General features: G+C 40.9%; 15 protein-coding genes. 4 read left to right on the top strand and 11 right to left on the bottom strand.

All coding sequences use genetic code 11. The features are described from left to right. Positions 1–12 precede the first annotated feature (12 nt). The 3 genes from BAE31_RS06815 (at position 13) to BAE31_RS06805 (ending at position 3,454) form a co-directional block, all read left to right on the top strand. Positions 13–2,319, top strand: coding sequence for a sensor histidine kinase (locus BAE31_RS06815; protein ID WP_076839913.1), 2,307 nt, complete (start codon positions 13–15; stop codon positions 2,317–2,319). Between the two features lie 80 nt (positions 2,320–2,399). Beyond that, positions 2,400–3,041, top strand: coding sequence for a two-component system response regulator ComA (comA, locus tag BAE31_RS06810; RefSeq protein WP_024423322.1), 642 nt, complete (start codon positions 2,400–2,402; stop codon positions 3,039–3,041). Positions 3,042–3,064: 23 nt separating this feature from the next. Then, positions 3,065–3,454, top strand: a complete 390-nt coding sequence (locus tag BAE31_RS06805; RefSeq protein WP_024423321.1) for a hotdog fold thioesterase — start codon at positions 3,065–3,067, stop codon at positions 3,452–3,454. 92 nt (positions 3,455–3,546) lie between these two features. Here the strand turns inward: BAE31_RS06805 and mnhG are convergent, their stop codons facing one another. From mnhG to BAE31_RS06770, 7 genes are read right to left on the bottom strand one after another with little or no spacing between them, the layout of a single operon-like run. Next, positions 3,547–3,921, bottom strand: coding sequence for a monovalent cation/H(+) antiporter subunit G (gene mnhG / locus BAE31_RS06800; protein WP_024423320.1), 375 nt, complete (start codon positions 3,919–3,921; stop codon positions 3,547–3,549). Further along, positions 3,905–4,186, bottom strand: coding sequence for a Na(+)/H(+) antiporter subunit F1 (locus tag BAE31_RS06795; protein WP_024425942.1), 282 nt, complete (start codon positions 4,184–4,186; stop codon positions 3,905–3,907). The genes mnhG and BAE31_RS06795 overlap by 17 nt, the downstream gene beginning before the upstream one ends. Continuing rightward, entirely contained in the window at positions 4,186–4,665 is a 480-nt protein-coding gene (locus tag BAE31_RS06790; protein WP_076839912.1) for a Na+/H+ antiporter subunit E, read from the bottom strand. Before BAE31_RS06790 ends, BAE31_RS06795 begins: the two co-directional genes overlap by 1 nt. 6 nt (positions 4,666–4,671) lie before the next feature. Further along, positions 4,672–6,150: a Na+/H+ antiporter subunit D gene (locus BAE31_RS06785; RefSeq protein WP_076839911.1), complete on the bottom strand. Its 1,479-nt coding sequence runs from the start codon at positions 6,148–6,150 to the stop codon at positions 4,672–4,674. After that, the gene (locus BAE31_RS06780) at positions 6,143–6,484 is read right to left on the bottom strand and encodes a Na(+)/H(+) antiporter subunit C (protein WP_024423316.1); all 342 of its coding nucleotides are present in this window, start codon (positions 6,482–6,484) and stop codon (positions 6,143–6,145) included. The genes BAE31_RS06785 and BAE31_RS06780 overlap by 8 nt, the downstream gene beginning before the upstream one ends. Then, positions 6,484–6,915, bottom strand: coding sequence for a Na(+)/H(+) antiporter subunit B (locus BAE31_RS06775; RefSeq protein ID WP_024423315.1), 432 nt, complete (start codon positions 6,913–6,915; stop codon positions 6,484–6,486). The genes BAE31_RS06780 and BAE31_RS06775 overlap by 1 nt, the downstream gene beginning before the upstream one ends. Next, complete coding sequence (locus tag BAE31_RS06770; RefSeq protein ID WP_076839909.1) at positions 6,912–9,317, bottom strand: Na+/H+ antiporter subunit A; 2,406 nt, start codon at positions 9,315–9,317, stop codon at positions 6,912–6,914. Before BAE31_RS06770 ends, BAE31_RS06775 begins: the two co-directional genes overlap by 4 nt. Positions 9,318–9,536: 219 nt before the next feature. Between BAE31_RS06770 and BAE31_RS06765 the strand changes: the two genes are divergently transcribed. Next, positions 9,537–9,746, top strand: coding sequence for a hypothetical protein (locus BAE31_RS06765; RefSeq protein ID WP_024423313.1), 210 nt, complete (start codon positions 9,537–9,539; stop codon positions 9,744–9,746). Positions 9,747–9,820: 74 nt separating this feature from the next. On the opposite strand, the gene BAE31_RS06760 is transcribed toward BAE31_RS06765, so the two are convergent. The 4 genes from BAE31_RS06760 to BAE31_RS06745 form a co-directional block, all read right to left on the bottom strand. Further along, positions 9,821–11,158 carry a 2-hydroxycarboxylate transporter family protein gene (locus BAE31_RS06760; protein WP_024423312.1) on the bottom strand — a complete coding sequence of 446 codons (1,338 nt, stop codon included), beginning with the start codon at positions 11,156–11,158 and terminating at the stop codon, positions 9,821–9,823. Positions 11,159–11,334: 176 nt separating this feature from the next. Next, the gene (locus BAE31_RS06755; RefSeq protein WP_024423311.1) at positions 11,335–12,294 is read right to left on the bottom strand and encodes an ABC transporter permease; all 960 of its coding nucleotides are present in this window, start codon (positions 12,292–12,294) and stop codon (positions 11,335–11,337) included. Beyond that, positions 12,295–13,341 (bottom strand): ABC transporter permease, encoded by a 1,047-nt coding sequence (locus tag BAE31_RS06750; protein ID WP_075621898.1) that lies wholly within the window; start codon positions 13,339–13,341, stop codon positions 12,295–12,297. It lies immediately after the preceding gene. Beyond that, complete coding sequence (locus BAE31_RS06745) at positions 13,334–14,869, bottom strand: ABC transporter ATP-binding protein (RefSeq protein ID WP_075621899.1); 1,536 nt, start codon at positions 14,867–14,869, stop codon at positions 13,334–13,336. Before BAE31_RS06745 ends, BAE31_RS06750 begins: the two co-directional genes overlap by 8 nt. Between the last annotated feature and the right edge of the window lie 153 nt (positions 14,870–15,022).

Here is a 15,022-nt window from a genome sequence, read left to right as displayed (position 1 = left end):
TAGATAAATATTATGAGAAAGTTTTACTCTAAGTTAACAGTTATATTAGTTATCCTTAGCTTCATCTATGTGATTTACATCTCTTATATCAACGTATTTAATATTTTTGTTGGAGCAGCTGTTAAGGAAAATAGTCACGGTCAACTTGAGGTAGTGGATGTCGATAATTTTACAGATAGCTATCTAGCTGGAGTTAGAAAAGGCGATATCATACTTGAAGTGAATGGGAATAAAAAACCAGTTGAAGAAGTTAAAAGAGGTTTTTTAGCTAATGTTAAAAGTTTAGTCGTTGATAGACATGGTGATAAAATTAATTTAGAGAATGTAAGGTTATTGAGTCAAGCGAATCTGTTTATTTATCTAATACCAGTCATTCTTTATTCCATCTGTCTATTTTGTATATTTATGATTTTAAAAATGAATAAAGCAAACCAAAAAGACTCAGCTTATATTTTAGCTTTATTTCTTTTGGCGGTGTCTATAGGTTATGTAAGTTCTGGTGGTTCTGGAAAAGGAGAGGCTATCAGTCGTATTCTTGTAATCGTTACAATGAATATTGTACCTCCACTATATATGCACTTTATGTATCAATATTTAAAAGAATTAGGAACAGAAATTATTCGTCGTCGAGTTCTTTTGTATTTGTATCTAGTTCCAGTTACTAATGTTTTATTAGTTTTATTCTATAAAAATAAAGCAGGACCAGTAGATCTATTAGCATATGTCAATTTACTTTCATTTTTTGTTCTGGCTTTCCTTTCGATTATTATCACTATAAGGGCTGCTAAAAAATTGAAAGACAATGAAGTCAGCAATGTACTTCGAGCATTTGCACTCATTTTAATCTCAGCATTCAGTCCATTCATGCTATTTTTTATCATTCCTTATTTTTTTGGTATATATTTTATTTCACCTTATGTTGTTGCATCGTTTGTTCTTTTAATTCCTTTTTTCTTAGTCTATCAATTTATGTCAAATAAGCTGTATAATGTTGATTTCTTTATGGGGAGGATTAAATACTACGGTTTTTTAGCGATTACACCAACAATACTAGTGGTTGTTATTTTTGATTTTATTCAAAAGCCAAACGCAAATTTCTATACAGTGAAATTTACGATTATCACGTACATTCTTATGCTCACCGTCTTCTACTTTAAAGAAATTATCGATTTCCGTTTTCGATTGAAGCGTTTTTCAGAGAAGCATAATTATCAGGATAGTGTATTTAAATTTACACAGCTTATTCGTGAGGCGTCATCACTTCATCAAGTATTGTATCATTTAAAATACACCATCTTAGAAGTACTTGTTGTGAACAAAGCCTTTGTGCTTGAAGTGAAGGCAGATGGACAAATTGTTGAAATTGATGAATCAATAGAAGAAACCCAGCTATGGAAAGATTATGTGGATCAATTTCAAGATATTTTAGGTGAAGTTGGTAAAATCATCGGGTTGGATAAAGGGTTCATGATGAAAATTGGTGAGCGGGGCGGTCACTCTTTTGTGATTTGCTGTTTATCTAATTTACGGACACCAAAATTGTCGCGTGATGAGATTTCTTGGCTGAAAACATTGGCCTTTTATACAAGTGTCAGTTTGGAAAATGTCGTTAAAATCGAAGAGTTGATGGAGCATCTTGACGATTTGAAACAGCGCGAGTCCAATCCTGCATGGCTGAAGAAAATCATGTTTGCTATGGAAGAAAAGCAGCGTTCAGATTTAGCGAGAGATCTTCATGATTCCGTGCTGCAGGACTTGATATCACTAAAAAGGCAGTCGGAGATGTTTTTAACGAATTTCCAAAATAACCAATGCCCGACATCTATTGAAAATTCGCTTATCTCATGGAATGATCAAATGTCCAAAGTGATTCAAACGACGAGAGAAACGTGTCATGAGCTTCGGCCGCAGCTGCTGTATGATTTAGGTTTAGTAAAGGCGATATCGAAGCTGACTTCTCAAATTCAGGAGGAAGCGCCGTTTCATATTAGGCTGAATACGACACGCTTTGATAAAGAATTGGACATTGATATTGATTCACAGCTGAATATTTACCGAATTGTTCAGGAGCTGTTATCCAATGCCCTGAAGCATTCAAAAGCCACTCAAGTGTTAGTGATGCTGATTTGTATTAAAGATCAGGTTGTTCTTCACTATGAGGATGATGGAGTCGGTTTTGATGCCAGTCATCTTGATCAGCATACAATGAGCATGGGGCTATCGGGAATTAGAGAACGAGTGAAAGCGTTAAATGGAAAGCTTCAAATTCACACAGCACCGGAAAAAGGGCTTAAGGTGAAAATTGAAATGGAATTGTAACGATTTATTAAGGATTAAGACTTGGCATCAGCCAAGTCTTTTATATAAAATGGAAGTGAGTGATTTAAAGGGAGGAAGACATGAAGAAGATATTGGTCATTGATGATCATCCGGCTGTCATGGAAGGGACAAAAAGCATATTAGAATCAGACCAGCAGCTATCAGTCGATTGTTTAAGTCCTGATGCAGAAGCCGCCTTTTTAAAGACGCATGACTTTTCCATCTATGATGTGATTTTAATGGATTTAAATCTCGGGGATATCAATGGAATGGACATTGCGAAACAAATTTTAGAAACCAACCATCAAGTGAAAATTATCATTTATACAGGGTATGAAGTAGATGATTATTTTGAAGAGGCTATTCGGGCTGGATTACACGGTGCAATTAGCAAAACAGAGACGAAAGACAAAATTATTGAATACATACACCGCACATTACAAGGAGAAGTTGTCATTCAGCTGTCTTATTTAAAGAAATTAATTTCACAGCAGCAAGAAAAGCCAGAACAGGCACAGCAGACTGATCACGACCTCTTAACCGAACGGGAGTGTTTGATCCTTAGAGAAGTAGAAAAAGGATACACGAACCAGGAGATTGCCGATGTGCTTCATTTGAGCAAACGGTCAATTGAGTACAGTTTGACATCCATCTTTAATAAGCTGAATGTTGGATCTCGTACAGAAGCGGTGTTAATTGCTAAGTCTGAAAGTGTGCTGTAAACGTGTGAAGGGAGAGGGCCTTAATGGATGTGAGCGGATCAAATACACTGCTTGAGGCACTAGGTATTGAGATTGTAGAGTGCAATAAATCACGATGCGTTGCAACAATGCCAGTCGATCACAGAACAAAACAGCCATTTGGACTGCTGCACGGAGGAGCATCTGCTGCTCTAGCAGAAACAGTGGCGAGCATGGGGGCTGCGGCTCATTTAGACTTAACGCAGCAAGTTTGCTCAGGTATTGAAATCAATGCCAATCATTTGAAATCTGTACGCGATGGAGTTGTGACAGCGACAGCTGTTCCTGTACATGTAGGACGGCGTACAATGGTATTTCAAATCGATATAAAAGATGATCGAGACCGGCACATCTGTACGTCAAGATGCACACTTGCTGTCATTGATCGCATATAAAAAAGCTCCCGGTGCAGCGGAAGCTTTTTTTGTATGCTGTTGAGCGGTAAAAAAAGAATGGCCCAACATGGCAGGCCATTCTTTTTCGCTTTTTATAAATAAGAATCTTCTTTTCGCTTAATCACAAAGTTACGGAAACCGCCATAATCATCTTGAACGCTGCGTTTGTCGAGCTTAACACCAGTATTGTAGGCGGCTCTTCCGATTAAGTGTGCGCCGACTGGTGCTGTCAGGAAGATGAATACGATACCGAGAAGGATTTTTGCAGAAATAACGCCTGCAAGAAACCATTCGTGAAAAAACACACCTACTAAAATCAGAACAACGCCAAGGGTCGATGCTTTTGATGCAGCATGCATACGTGTGTAAACATCCGGCAGGCGAAGGACACCAATGGCTGAAATCAAACAGAGGATAGCGCCTAGCAGGATAAAGAAAATCACGATGGCTTTAGCGATGACGATCATTTTCAATCACTTCCCCTTTCTCAAGGAATTTGGAAAAAGCGACAGTACCGATAAAGGCAAGGATGCCGAGCAGTAAAATAATCTCAAAGAATGCAGTGGTTTTCAGTAAAATTGAAACGATGGCTGTCATCCCAATTAAATTGATTCCTATCGCATCAAGTGCACTTACACGATCAGGAATAGAGGGACCTTTGATCACTCGTATCACAAAAAGCAAGGTAGACAGCGCAAGAATGCCAAGTGACATTTGCAAAATGAGTTCCATTACTTACCGCTCACCTCCTGAATCGCTTTTTCAAATGAAACCCGGATATCGTGAATGGCTTTTTCAGCATCTTCAATATCCATCGCATGAATGTATAAAATGGAACGATCATCGGAAATATCAATCACTAGTGTACCTGGTGTCAATGTAATCATATTTGCCAGTATAGTGATTTCCCAATCTGTTTTCAAGTCCGTACGAAAGGCGAAAATACCGGGCTTAATCGTGAGCTTTGGAGATAATACGGTCTTTAATACACTTAAATTGGCAAGAAGAAGCTCGCGAATAAAAATGATGATCAGCTTGAAAATCGCATAAAGGGCATAGCCGTAAAAACGCTGCGGGAAAAATCGACGCAGCATAAAAATGGCGATCATCCCTAATGCAAAACCTAATACAAAGTCTGCGGCTCTGTATGTATCATTCATAAACATCCATGTAAAGGCGAGGAGTGCGTTTAGTAATATTTGAAAGGCCATGTTCATCTACTCCTTCAGCACAGCTTGAATATATTTTTCTGGTGTAGAGAGCATTTCCGCTGCTTGATTGATATAAGGGGCAATGAACTCTGTCCCTAACCCAATGGCAAGCGATAAGACGACAAGCAGTACGCCAGGGTACACCATTCCTTTAATTGACGGCTTTCTTCTGCGCATATCCTGTTCCTCGCCCCAAAATGCGGATATGAAAATCTTCATAATAGAGTAGAGGACAAGGAGGCTGGACAGTAAGACCAGAATAGAAAACGTCATGTGTCCAGCAGAAAATCCACCTTCTACAATTTTTAGTTTTCCAACAAAGCCACTCAGCGGCGGAATTCCTGCCAGTGATAAAGCCGATATGAAAAACATCCATCCTAATAGAGGCTGGGATTGAATCAGTCCGCCCATTTTTTTCAGTTGATTTGTACCAGCATACACAAAGAGGGCACCTGCCAGCATAAATAAAGCCCCTTTGATCACCATGTCGTGAATGAGATAATAAATGGCTCCTTGGAGTGATGCAGGTGTGTTGGCTGCAAAGCCAAACAAAATGACCCCAACAGCTGTGACAATGTTATAAATCACGATCTTCTGCACATCAGAATAGGCGATCGAGCCTATCACACCGAATATCACCGTCAGTGCGGCAAGCCACGCCATGAGTGTATGGGTGAAGCCTGTATCGTGTATAAAAATTAATGTAAAGACTCTGGCAATCGCATATAAGCCAACCTTTGTCAGCAAAGCCCCAAATAGAGCTGAAATCGCTGCTGGCGGCGCGTGATACGATCCTGGCAGCCAGAAATAAAGCGGGAAGATCCCAGCTTTTAAGCCGAATACAATGAGGAACAGGATGGAAATAACAGTGATTAATCCTGTTTGCCCTGATTCAGCTATTTTCACACTTAAATCAGCCATATTGAGCGTACCCGTCACTGCATATAAACAGGCGACTCCAACAATAAATAATGCCGACGAGATGATATTAAACACAATATATTTGAGTGATTCACGAAGCTGAGGCTTTGATCCGCCTAATACAATGAGCATATAAGATGCCATCAGCAGTAATTCAAAGAATACAAACAGGTTGAAAATATCTCCCGTTAAAAAGGCTCCGCTCACGCCAGCTAACAAAAACTGTACGCCAGAATAATAGAAGAGCCGCTCTCTTTCTTTCCCAATCGTTTGAAAGGAGAAGAGGACTGTCACAAGCCCGACAACGGAAGCGGTCAGCACAAGGAGTGCAGCAAATTGATCGGCCACAAGGGCAATCCCAAATGGCGCTTTCCAGCCGCCCAAATAAAGGGTTTGTATCCCATTTGTGAAAATCGTTTGAACCAAATATGCATTACATATAATGGCTGAAAGAGATGCCAAGACACTAAAGACTCTTGACAGCATGATGTTTTTATTCATAAAGATCAATAGTGTAGCAGCTAGTAATGGAATTAAAATAGGCAGGATCACGAGATTATTCATGCTGATCATTTCCTCTCATTTGATCCATGTCATCTGTTCGCAGCTCTTGGAAGGCACGGAAGGCCATGACAAGTAATAAGGATGTCACACCAAAAGCAATGACAATGGCTGTTAAAATTAATGCTTGTGGCAATGGATCTACATAGGATGTGAGCCCCTCTTTTAGAACTGGAGGCGCTCCTTTTTTTAAACCGCCCATTGTTAAAAGAAGCAAGTGGACGCCGTGACTCAAAACAGCAGTACCGACGATGACCCGCAGAAGGCTCTTTGACAGCATCAAATAGGTCGCCGCCATAAAAATAATTCCGACGATAATAGACATTAGAAATTCCATTATTCCTTCTCTCCAATCATTTGAATAATGGTCATGGTGACACCGACAACAACCAAATACACACCGATATCAAACAGGACGGCTGTCGCCAGTTCTGTTTTCCCTAAAAACGGTAATTGGAAATAATCAAATGCATGGGATAGAAAAGGTGCACCGAATAGAAAGGATCCCATACCTGTCAGGATCGCAACGAGCAAACCGGCTCCAGTTACATAAATAAAGTCAAATGGCAAAATGCGTCTTACTGTCTTCAGATCATAGGCTAAAAGCAGAAGAACGACAGCCGCAGCACTCATCAGGCCGCCAATGAATCCGCCGCCAGGATTGTTATGTCCCGCAAGAAATAGGTGAAGGGAGAAAAGCAAGATGATGAATGCTGTGATTTTTGTTGTGACTTGCAAAAGCATATCATTCGTATCAATCTTTCTCATCGCCGCACACCTCTCTTCCGTTTTGCCTGCGTTTTTAATAACCCATAAATACCAAGTGCCGCAATGGCGAGCACGGTAATTTCAAAAAGGGTATCAAAGCCCCTGAAATCTACAAGAATGACATTGACAATATTGTCACCGCCAGCAAGTTTGTAGCTGTTTTCAATAAAGTAAGTTGAAATGGTGTCAAGCGACTGCTGACTTGTGGAAGCGAAAGCTAGACAAGTGACAACAACCCCAACCCCTAATGAAATGATGAAATTGGTCATTTTGAATCTTCTTGTTTTTTGCTTTAAGCTCAGCTTCGGCAAATGATAGAAGCAAAGCAAAAACAGTGCAACAGAAATCGTTTCAATAATCAGCTGCGTCAGCGCAAGGTCAGGTGCTCTGAAAATCACGAAGAATAATGACAGCGTGTAGCCCATGACACCTAGTGCAATAATAGCTGTTAATCGTGAACTTGCGAATACTGTGGCAATCGTCGCCGCCACCATCACAAGTGAAAGAATCACCTCATACGTGCCAATTGAGGCAGCCTGCTCAGTTTGAAATGAAAAGGCCTGCTGATAAAACATCACGCCGCCAATGACGATAATCATGAACCCAAACACATAAACAAGATAGTCACGAAGAAAACCAGTCATATAACTGTTTGTCAGGCGGTATGAACCTTTTTCCAAACCGATAAGAGAGTGGTCGTATAAAGCATTAAATGACCACTTTTCCTTAAAGATGTTGTACATTGGACGCCATTTTGAAAGCGTCAAGTAGCCGATTGTGCCGAGTACAACAACACCTATTGTCATATAGAGTTCTGGCTGGAAGCCATGCCATGCTTCAATTTTCACAGAAAAACGGCTTCCTGTTTCAATCGCTTCAGGAATGATCGCCGCAATTGCAGGTTCAATGACAGAATAGGCAAGAATATTAGGGAAAAAGAAGAAGGTGACCACAAGTGCAGCTAGAATGATGGGCGGAATGAGCATGCCGATCGGTGCTTCATGCGGTTTTTTCTCCAATTGGTCTATATTCAGACGGCCTCTAAAAGTCTTAAAGAGGAGCATCATACTATAAATGAACGTAAAGACACTAGCGAGCCAAGCGAGTGCTGGGAAGATGGCACCCCATGTTGAAACGTCCGTAAAGCTGATATCAGAAATCCGTATCATACTTGTGAAAAATAGCTCTTTACTTAAGAAACCGTTAAATGGCGGTAATCCGGCCATTGAAAATGTACCGATTAACGTAATTGTGAAGGTAATCGGCATGATCGTCATTAATCCGCCTAATTTCCGAATGTCACGAGTTCCTGTTTCATGATCGATAATACCAGCTGCCATAAAGAGACTGCCTTTAAACGTAGCATGGTTAATGAGGTGAAAAATAGCTGCAAGAACGGCTGCGCCAAAAAAGGCAGGATTGTTTTCATGAATCGCAGCTGCGCCGACGCCAAGCATGAGCATAATCATGCCGAGCTGGCTCACTGTCGAATAGGCCAGAATGGCTTTCAAATCGTTTTGCCGGACGGCGTGGAATGATCCCCAGAATAATGTGACAAGTCCCACGATGGAAATGGTCCAGAACCATACCTCTGATATAGCAAAGATTGGACTGAAGCGGGCAACAAGATAAATACCGGCTTTCACCATCGTAGCAGAATGCAGATAACTGCTCACAGGGGTCGGTGCTTCCATTGCATCAGGCAGCCAGATATAGAATGGGAACTGCGCTGATTTCGTAAAGGCACCTAGTAAGATTAGGATCATGGCAGGGATAAAGTAAGGTGATGCCATAATGAGCTGAAGCTGATTGACTGCTTCACGAATACTGAATGAATCAGTAATCAGGTAAATGAGGATAAAGCCACCAAGCATAGCTAATCCGCCAAAAACAGTAATAAGCAGTGATTTCGTTGCTCCATATCTAGAGCGCTCCCGTTTATACCAATACCCAATTAAGAGGAAGGAAGAGATACTCGTTAACTCCCAAAACAAGTATAGAACCACCATGTTGTCAGAAAGAACGACACCCAGCATCGCGGTCATAAACATGAGCAAATACGTGTAGAAAGAGCCAAGCTGTTCTTTTTCCTTTGATAAGTAGAAAATACTGTACAGCACCACTAGTGAGCCGATACCTGTAATTAATAAAGCAAATAACAGGCTGAGACCATCGACATACACAGTGAAATTCATCCCTAACGATGGAATCCATTCAGCCTGTGAGAAAAGCGTTCGTCCATTCGAAGTGATGTGTATCATTTGGATGAAATAGGTAAATAAAAGAATCGGCAAGATGAGAACAAACCATCCTGTATGTATACGCCTCACATATTTGTAAAGGAAAGGTACAACAAAAGCGAGTAAAAAAGGTGATAGGATGGCGAAGTGAATAAGCTGCAAGAAAATGAACCTCCTTTGATCAATATAAATTCACGTTCTAAAGAACTGGTAATTAAAATTATAGCGTAAATACAGCCATAGTGCATTGGTTTGAAACGATTTCAAGCAAACTGTATTTGTTTTAGGTTCTTTTGACCACAAAAATAATTTTATCAAAAATGATACTCATTGTATATTGTTTTGTTTTTCGTACATGCTTTTCCTAAAGGAGCTGATCAAATGAAACGAAAGATCGCCATCAGCTTAAGCCTATTCTGCACGATTTTAGGAGGAGCATTCTTGATTGACCGAAATGATCAAAAAAGGTGGCAGGCCGGGAGTGAATGGCCGCTGTTTTCTGAGCATCTTCTTCACATGAGCTATCAAGAAACCAAGCTGTATCCTTTTCAGCCCAGAGAATATTTACGAATTGTATTAGCTGATGAATAAGATCCTATAGGAGAAAAGAAATATAAAAAAAGCATGGGCCCATGTGAGAGCCCATGCTTTTTATGTGTGGTAGTTTAACTAAACACTCTGAGTAAGATCGTTGCACAGATAACAGTTGCTGCTCCGCCAAGTCGTGTAGATACTTGTGCGAAAGGCATAAGACCCATTCTTCCAGAAGCTGAAAGAATCGCAACGTCGCCAGTACCGCCAAGTCCGCTGTGACAGCCAGTGACAATAGCAGATTCTACTGGATACATGTTCATTAGTTTTCCAACGAAGTAACCAGAACCAACCATTGCGAGTACAACAGCGATACATACGCATACGAATGGAATGGAGATGACAGTTGCTACATCATCAAGTGGAATGTATAGAATACCAAGACCAACCATTAGCGGCCATGTAAAGCTTTTAGATACAAACTTGTAGAACTGCTGTGAGCCGTTTTGAAGATGCTGAGGCATCACGTTTAAGTATTTGATTAAAGCAGCAAGAACAATCATTAAGATTGGACCTGGAATATGAACAAAGCTTTCTAACAGACCACCAAAGATGAAGGTTGTACAAGCAACGAGTACACCAGCACCCATTAACCCGAAATCAACTTTTGCATCCAAATCTGGCTGCTCGAAAATTTCGTTTGCTTCTTTAGATTTCACAAGACGGCCATTTCCGTTTAGTTCAGGACGTTTTTCACCAAGCTTCTTCAATGCGCCAGCACAGATAATGGCAATGACGTTCCCAATGACAGCCGCAGGAATTAATTGAGAAATTAATGACTCTGCTGATACATCAAGAATTTGTGAATAAGCGATAGATAATGGCAAAATCCCTTCTCCAACACCACCGGCAATAATCGGTACAATAATAAAGAAGAATGAATGATGCGGTGTGTAACCAACTAAAAGGCCAACAAGGATACCAGCACTCACAGCTGCAATTGTACCTGCAACGAGAGGAACAAACATACGAATAAGGCCTTGTACTAAAACAGTTCGCTGCATCCCAAGAATACTACCTACTACAAGAGCAGAGATATAGAAGTAAAGGAAGTTCGACGTTTTCATAAGAGACGTAACCGCTTCCAATGAGTTCGGATTCAGAACATTAAAAAAGACCAGGAACGATGGTACGAATAAAGAAAGAATCGCCGGTCCACCAATATCTTTTAAGATTGGAATACGTTGTCCTACATCTCCAAGGAAAATCCCCAAAATCATAATAACAGCGAAACCACCAAGCATATTTGCTGGAATTTTATTGAAATAAGCGGCAGTTAAAATAATCGCTGCAAGTACTAAATACACAGGTAGATCAATAACACCAATTTTCCAAGACATGATCTTACGGAAAACGCTTTTATTATTGTCAGAATCGTCTGTAATCGATTTCAATTGTTGTGCATTAGCCACATAAACACCCCCAAATGCTATTTGTCTCAATTGTAGAAGATTCAATGACACTCTTCTATTTATTAAACTAAAATAAGTGTAATAAAAGTAAAATAAACAGGAGTTTTTGAGTTTTTTATCATACAAAAATCCCCTGAAGGTAGTTTGTCCTTCAGGGGATTGATCATACATCGTATTTATCGTTTTCCTTTTAGATAAGGCGTACCAAGAGCTTTCGGTGCATCGGCACGTCCAATGAAGCCAGTAAGTGCTAAAATGGTAAGCACATATGGTGCTATGAGCATATACACATTCGGTATATCTTGGAACAGCGGCAGGAGAGAGCCAATGATGCTTAAACTTTGAGCAAATCCAAAGAATAAAGCAGCGCCCATTGCGCCAAATGGATGCCATTTACCGAATACAAGCGCAGCTAGTGCGATGAAGCCTTGTCCAGTAATGGTGGCATGTGAGAAATCAAGCGCGATCGTTGAGGCATAAACAGCTCCGCCAAGACCGCCAAACAGTCCACTAATGAAAACAGCGATGTAACGCATCCGGTACACTTTGATTCCCATTGTATCAGCTGCCATTGGATGCTCTCCGACTGCACGAAGACGAAGACCAAACGGCATTTTAAATAAAACAAACCAAGCAACAACCGCAAGAGCTAAGGCGAGTATAGACGTATAATAAACATCTTTAAAGAAAATATCACCAATGATCGGAATGTCACTTAAAAGGGGAATATCTCCTTTATAGAAAGGCTCTGTAATTTTATCAGTTTGTGCTTTTCCATAAATCAGTTTGACGACAAACAATGTTGCGCCAAGTGCCAGCATGTTAATCGCCACACCACTGACCGTTTGATCAGCTCGGAAGGTAATGGTCGCCACTGCATGAATCAGTGAGAACAATCCGCCAACGGCCATTCCGACGAGAAGCCCAAGCCACGGGGTCAAGGCTCCAAACGTATCAGCAAAAAACAAGTTAAAGATAATACTGGAAAATGCTCCGACGACCATCAACCCTTCAAGACCGATATTGACAACACCTGATCTTTCTGAAAAGACGCCTCCAAGAGCGGTTAAAATAAGTGGTGCAGCATAAACAAGTGTAGCTGGGACGATGATTTCAAGTATTTGCAGAAATCCCACTTATTTTCCCCCCTTTTTCTTCATTTGTTGAATCACAAGACGGATAATATAGCTTGAGGCGACGAAAAGAATGATGATCGCAATGACAATATCAACAACCTCAGTCGGTACGCCTGATTCAAGCGGCATATTTAATGCACCGACCTTCAATCCACCAAGCAATAATGCAGCAAGGACAACACCAACAGCCGTATTTCCACCTAATAAAGCGACGGCAATTCCATCAAAACCTACGCCAGTAAACGAGCCTTTAATAGAGGCATATTCAAATGTACCAAGACCTTCCATAGCGCCTGCAAGACCTGCAAAAGCACCTGAAATGAGCATCGCATAAATGATATTGCGGCGAACGGTCATACCAGCATAATGTGATGCCTGCTGGTTCATTCCAACTGCTCGTAATTCAAACCCTTTAGACGTTTTTTGAATAATGATCCACATCACGACCGCAGCAATAATGGCAACAAAAATACCGTTATGCATTCGGGAAAAATCAGTGATCTGCTCAAAAAATCCAGAGCGGAGCGAGGCAGTGGCATCGATTTTATCTGTTTTATCTTTATTATCTGTTAAGACATTTGAGATTAAATAGTTTGTGACATGAAGGGCAATGTAGTTCATCATGATAGTAACGATGACCTCATGCACATAAAAACGAGCTTTTAAAAAACCGGGAATAAAGCCCCATAAAGCACCTGCAGCAGCTGCGGTGATGAGTGCAAGCGGCAGATGAATATACATAGGTGCATGGACAGTTGTTCCAATCCATACAGCAGCTACCCAGCCAACAAGCATTTGACCTTCTACACCGATATTAAACAGGCCTGTCCGAAATGCAAAGGCAACAGCAAGACCTGATAAAATATAAGGTGTCACTTGCCTGATGGTTTCTCCCATATAATAGGTTTCACCGAAAACGCCATTCCAAAGGGCGCTATAGCCTTCGATGACACTATAACCGCTTGCTAGCATAATAATGGCCCCAACCAAAAGACCAAGTACAATGGCTATAAGCGGAATCAGCAGATTTGTTAAGCGATTAGACATTTGCTTCTTTCCCCACTTCCTGTTGCGTACTTCCAGCCATTAATAGACCAAGCTCTTGCTCTGTTGTTTCTTTTGGATCAACAATGGCGACAATGCTGCCTTCGAAAATAACAGCGATCTTATCACTGACATTAATAATTTCATCAAGCTCAAAGGAGATGAGCAAAACGGCTTTACCTGCGTCTCTTTGCTCGATTAGACGTTTATGAACAAATTCAATCGCACCAACATCAAGTCCACGTGTCGGCTGAGCGGCAATTAATAAATCAGGATTGCGGTCAACTTCACGGCCGATAATGGCTTTTTGCTGGTTACCGCCTGACAGAGCGCGTGCTTCTGTATATTCACTCGGTGTCCTGACGTCATATTCCGCAATGATTCGTTTTGCTTTTTGATAAATATTTTTCATATTCAATAAGCCGAATTTTGAATAAGGACGCTGATAATACGTTTGTAAGGAAATGTTTTCTCCAATTGAAAAATCGAGTACAAGTCCATGTTTATGACGGTCCTGAGGAATATGTCCAATCCCAGATTCGGTCACTTTACGAGGCGGGAGATTTTGAATGGCTTTCCCGTTTAGCATGATTGTGCCAGATTCTGATTTTTTTAGACCAGTAATGGCTTCAATTAATTCAGACTGGCCATTGCCATCTACCCCAGCAATTCCGACAATTTCGCCAGCCTTCACTGAGAGGTTCAACTGTTTGACAGCTTCAATTCCTCTGGCGTCTTTTACTGTGAGGTCTTGAATTTGAAGAACCTCCTCAGCAGGAGAAGCAGCTTTTTTGTCTGTTTTAAATGACACTTCACGGCCAACCATGAGGCTTGCAAGTTCGTCTTTATTTGTGCTTTCCACATCAAGTGTACGAATGCCTTGGCCTTTTCGGATAATGGTCACGCGATGACAGGCATCCATAATTTCTTTCAGCTTATGGGTGATTAAAATAATGGATTTGCCTTCATTGATTAAGTTTTTCATAATTTGTATGAGTTCTTTGATTTCTTGAGGTGTTAAAACGGCCGTTGGTTCGTCGAAGATCAAAATGTCAGCGCCGCGGTAAAGTGTTTTTAAGATTTCTGCACGCTGCTGCATGCCGACAGAGATGTCAGATACTTTTGCGGCAGGATCTATTTTCAAACCATAGCGGTCAGAAAGCTCTTGTACTTGCTGTATGGCTTGTTCTTTGTCAATCTTTCCAAACTTCTTGGGCTCTTTACCTAAAATGATGTTTTCAGCGACAGTGAAGGTATCGACAAGCATAAAGTGCTGATGCACCATTCCGATGCCTAAATCACTAGCATCATTTGGACTAGAGATGGTCACAGGTTTTCCGTGTACCTTGATTTCACCTTTTTCAGGCTGGTACAGTCCGAAAAGCACGTTCATGAGCGTTGATTTTCCAGCGCCGTTTTCACCAAGCAGCGCATGAATTTCGCCCTTTTTTAGCTGCAGCGTAATGTTGTCGTTTGCTACAATGCCAGGGAATTCTTTGCGTATATTCAACATTTCAATGACATAATCCACAGGTTTAACCGCTCCTTTTTTAGGGTGCTGATAAAGATAAAAACTAGCAAAAGAAAAGCTGCAAAACGAGGCTGCAGCTTTTCTTTTACCACCTTTTACGAATAAAGAGGAGGTAAAGGAGAGGCAAGGGGATAAGGCGCGCTTATCCCGATG

Source organism: Bacillus sp. I-2 (assembly GCF_001974945.1).
Lineage (GTDB): Bacteria > Bacillota > Bacilli > Bacillales > Bacillaceae > Bacillus > Bacillus safensis.
Note: the sequence above shows the minus strand (reverse complement) of the source record. Positions and strands in the feature narration are given on the sequence as shown.

What these genes read in the sequence shown, in the direction of transcription:
- BAE31_RS06790 (WP_076839912.1), bottom strand. Translation starts at nt 4,665, where the DNA reads ATGGCCTTTCAAATATTACTAAACGCACTCCTCGCCTTTACATGGATG.
- BAE31_RS06815 (WP_076839913.1), top strand. Translation starts at nt 13, where the DNA reads ATGAGAAAGTTTTACTCTAAGTTAACAGTTATATTAGTTATCCTTAGC.
- BAE31_RS06805 (WP_024423321.1), top strand. Translation starts at nt 3,065, where the DNA reads ATGGATGTGAGCGGATCAAATACACTGCTTGAGGCACTAGGTATTGAG.
- BAE31_RS06775 (WP_024423315.1), bottom strand. Translation starts at nt 6,915, where the DNA reads ATGAGAAAGATTGATACGAATGATATGCTTTTGCAAGTCACAACAAAA.
- BAE31_RS06785 (WP_076839911.1), bottom strand. Translation starts at nt 6,150, where the DNA reads ATGAATAATCTCGTGATCCTGCCTATTTTAATTCCATTACTAGCTGCT.
- BAE31_RS06750 (WP_075621898.1), bottom strand. Translation starts at nt 13,341, where the DNA reads ATGTCTAATCGCTTAACAAATCTGCTGATTCCGCTTATAGCCATTGTA.
- comA (WP_024423322.1), top strand. Translation starts at nt 2,400, where the DNA reads ATGAAGAAGATATTGGTCATTGATGATCATCCGGCTGTCATGGAAGGG.
- BAE31_RS06795 (WP_024425942.1), bottom strand. Translation starts at nt 4,186, where the DNA reads ATGGAACTCATTTTGCAAATGTCACTTGGCATTCTTGCGCTGTCTACC.
- BAE31_RS06765 (WP_024423313.1), top strand. Translation starts at nt 9,537, where the DNA reads ATGAAACGAAAGATCGCCATCAGCTTAAGCCTATTCTGCACGATTTTA.
- mnhG (WP_024423320.1), bottom strand. Translation starts at nt 3,921, where the DNA reads ATGATCGTCATCGCTAAAGCCATCGTGATTTTCTTTATCCTGCTAGGC.
- BAE31_RS06780 (WP_024423316.1), bottom strand. Translation starts at nt 6,484, where the DNA reads ATGGAATTTCTAATGTCTATTATCGTCGGAATTATTTTTATGGCGGCG.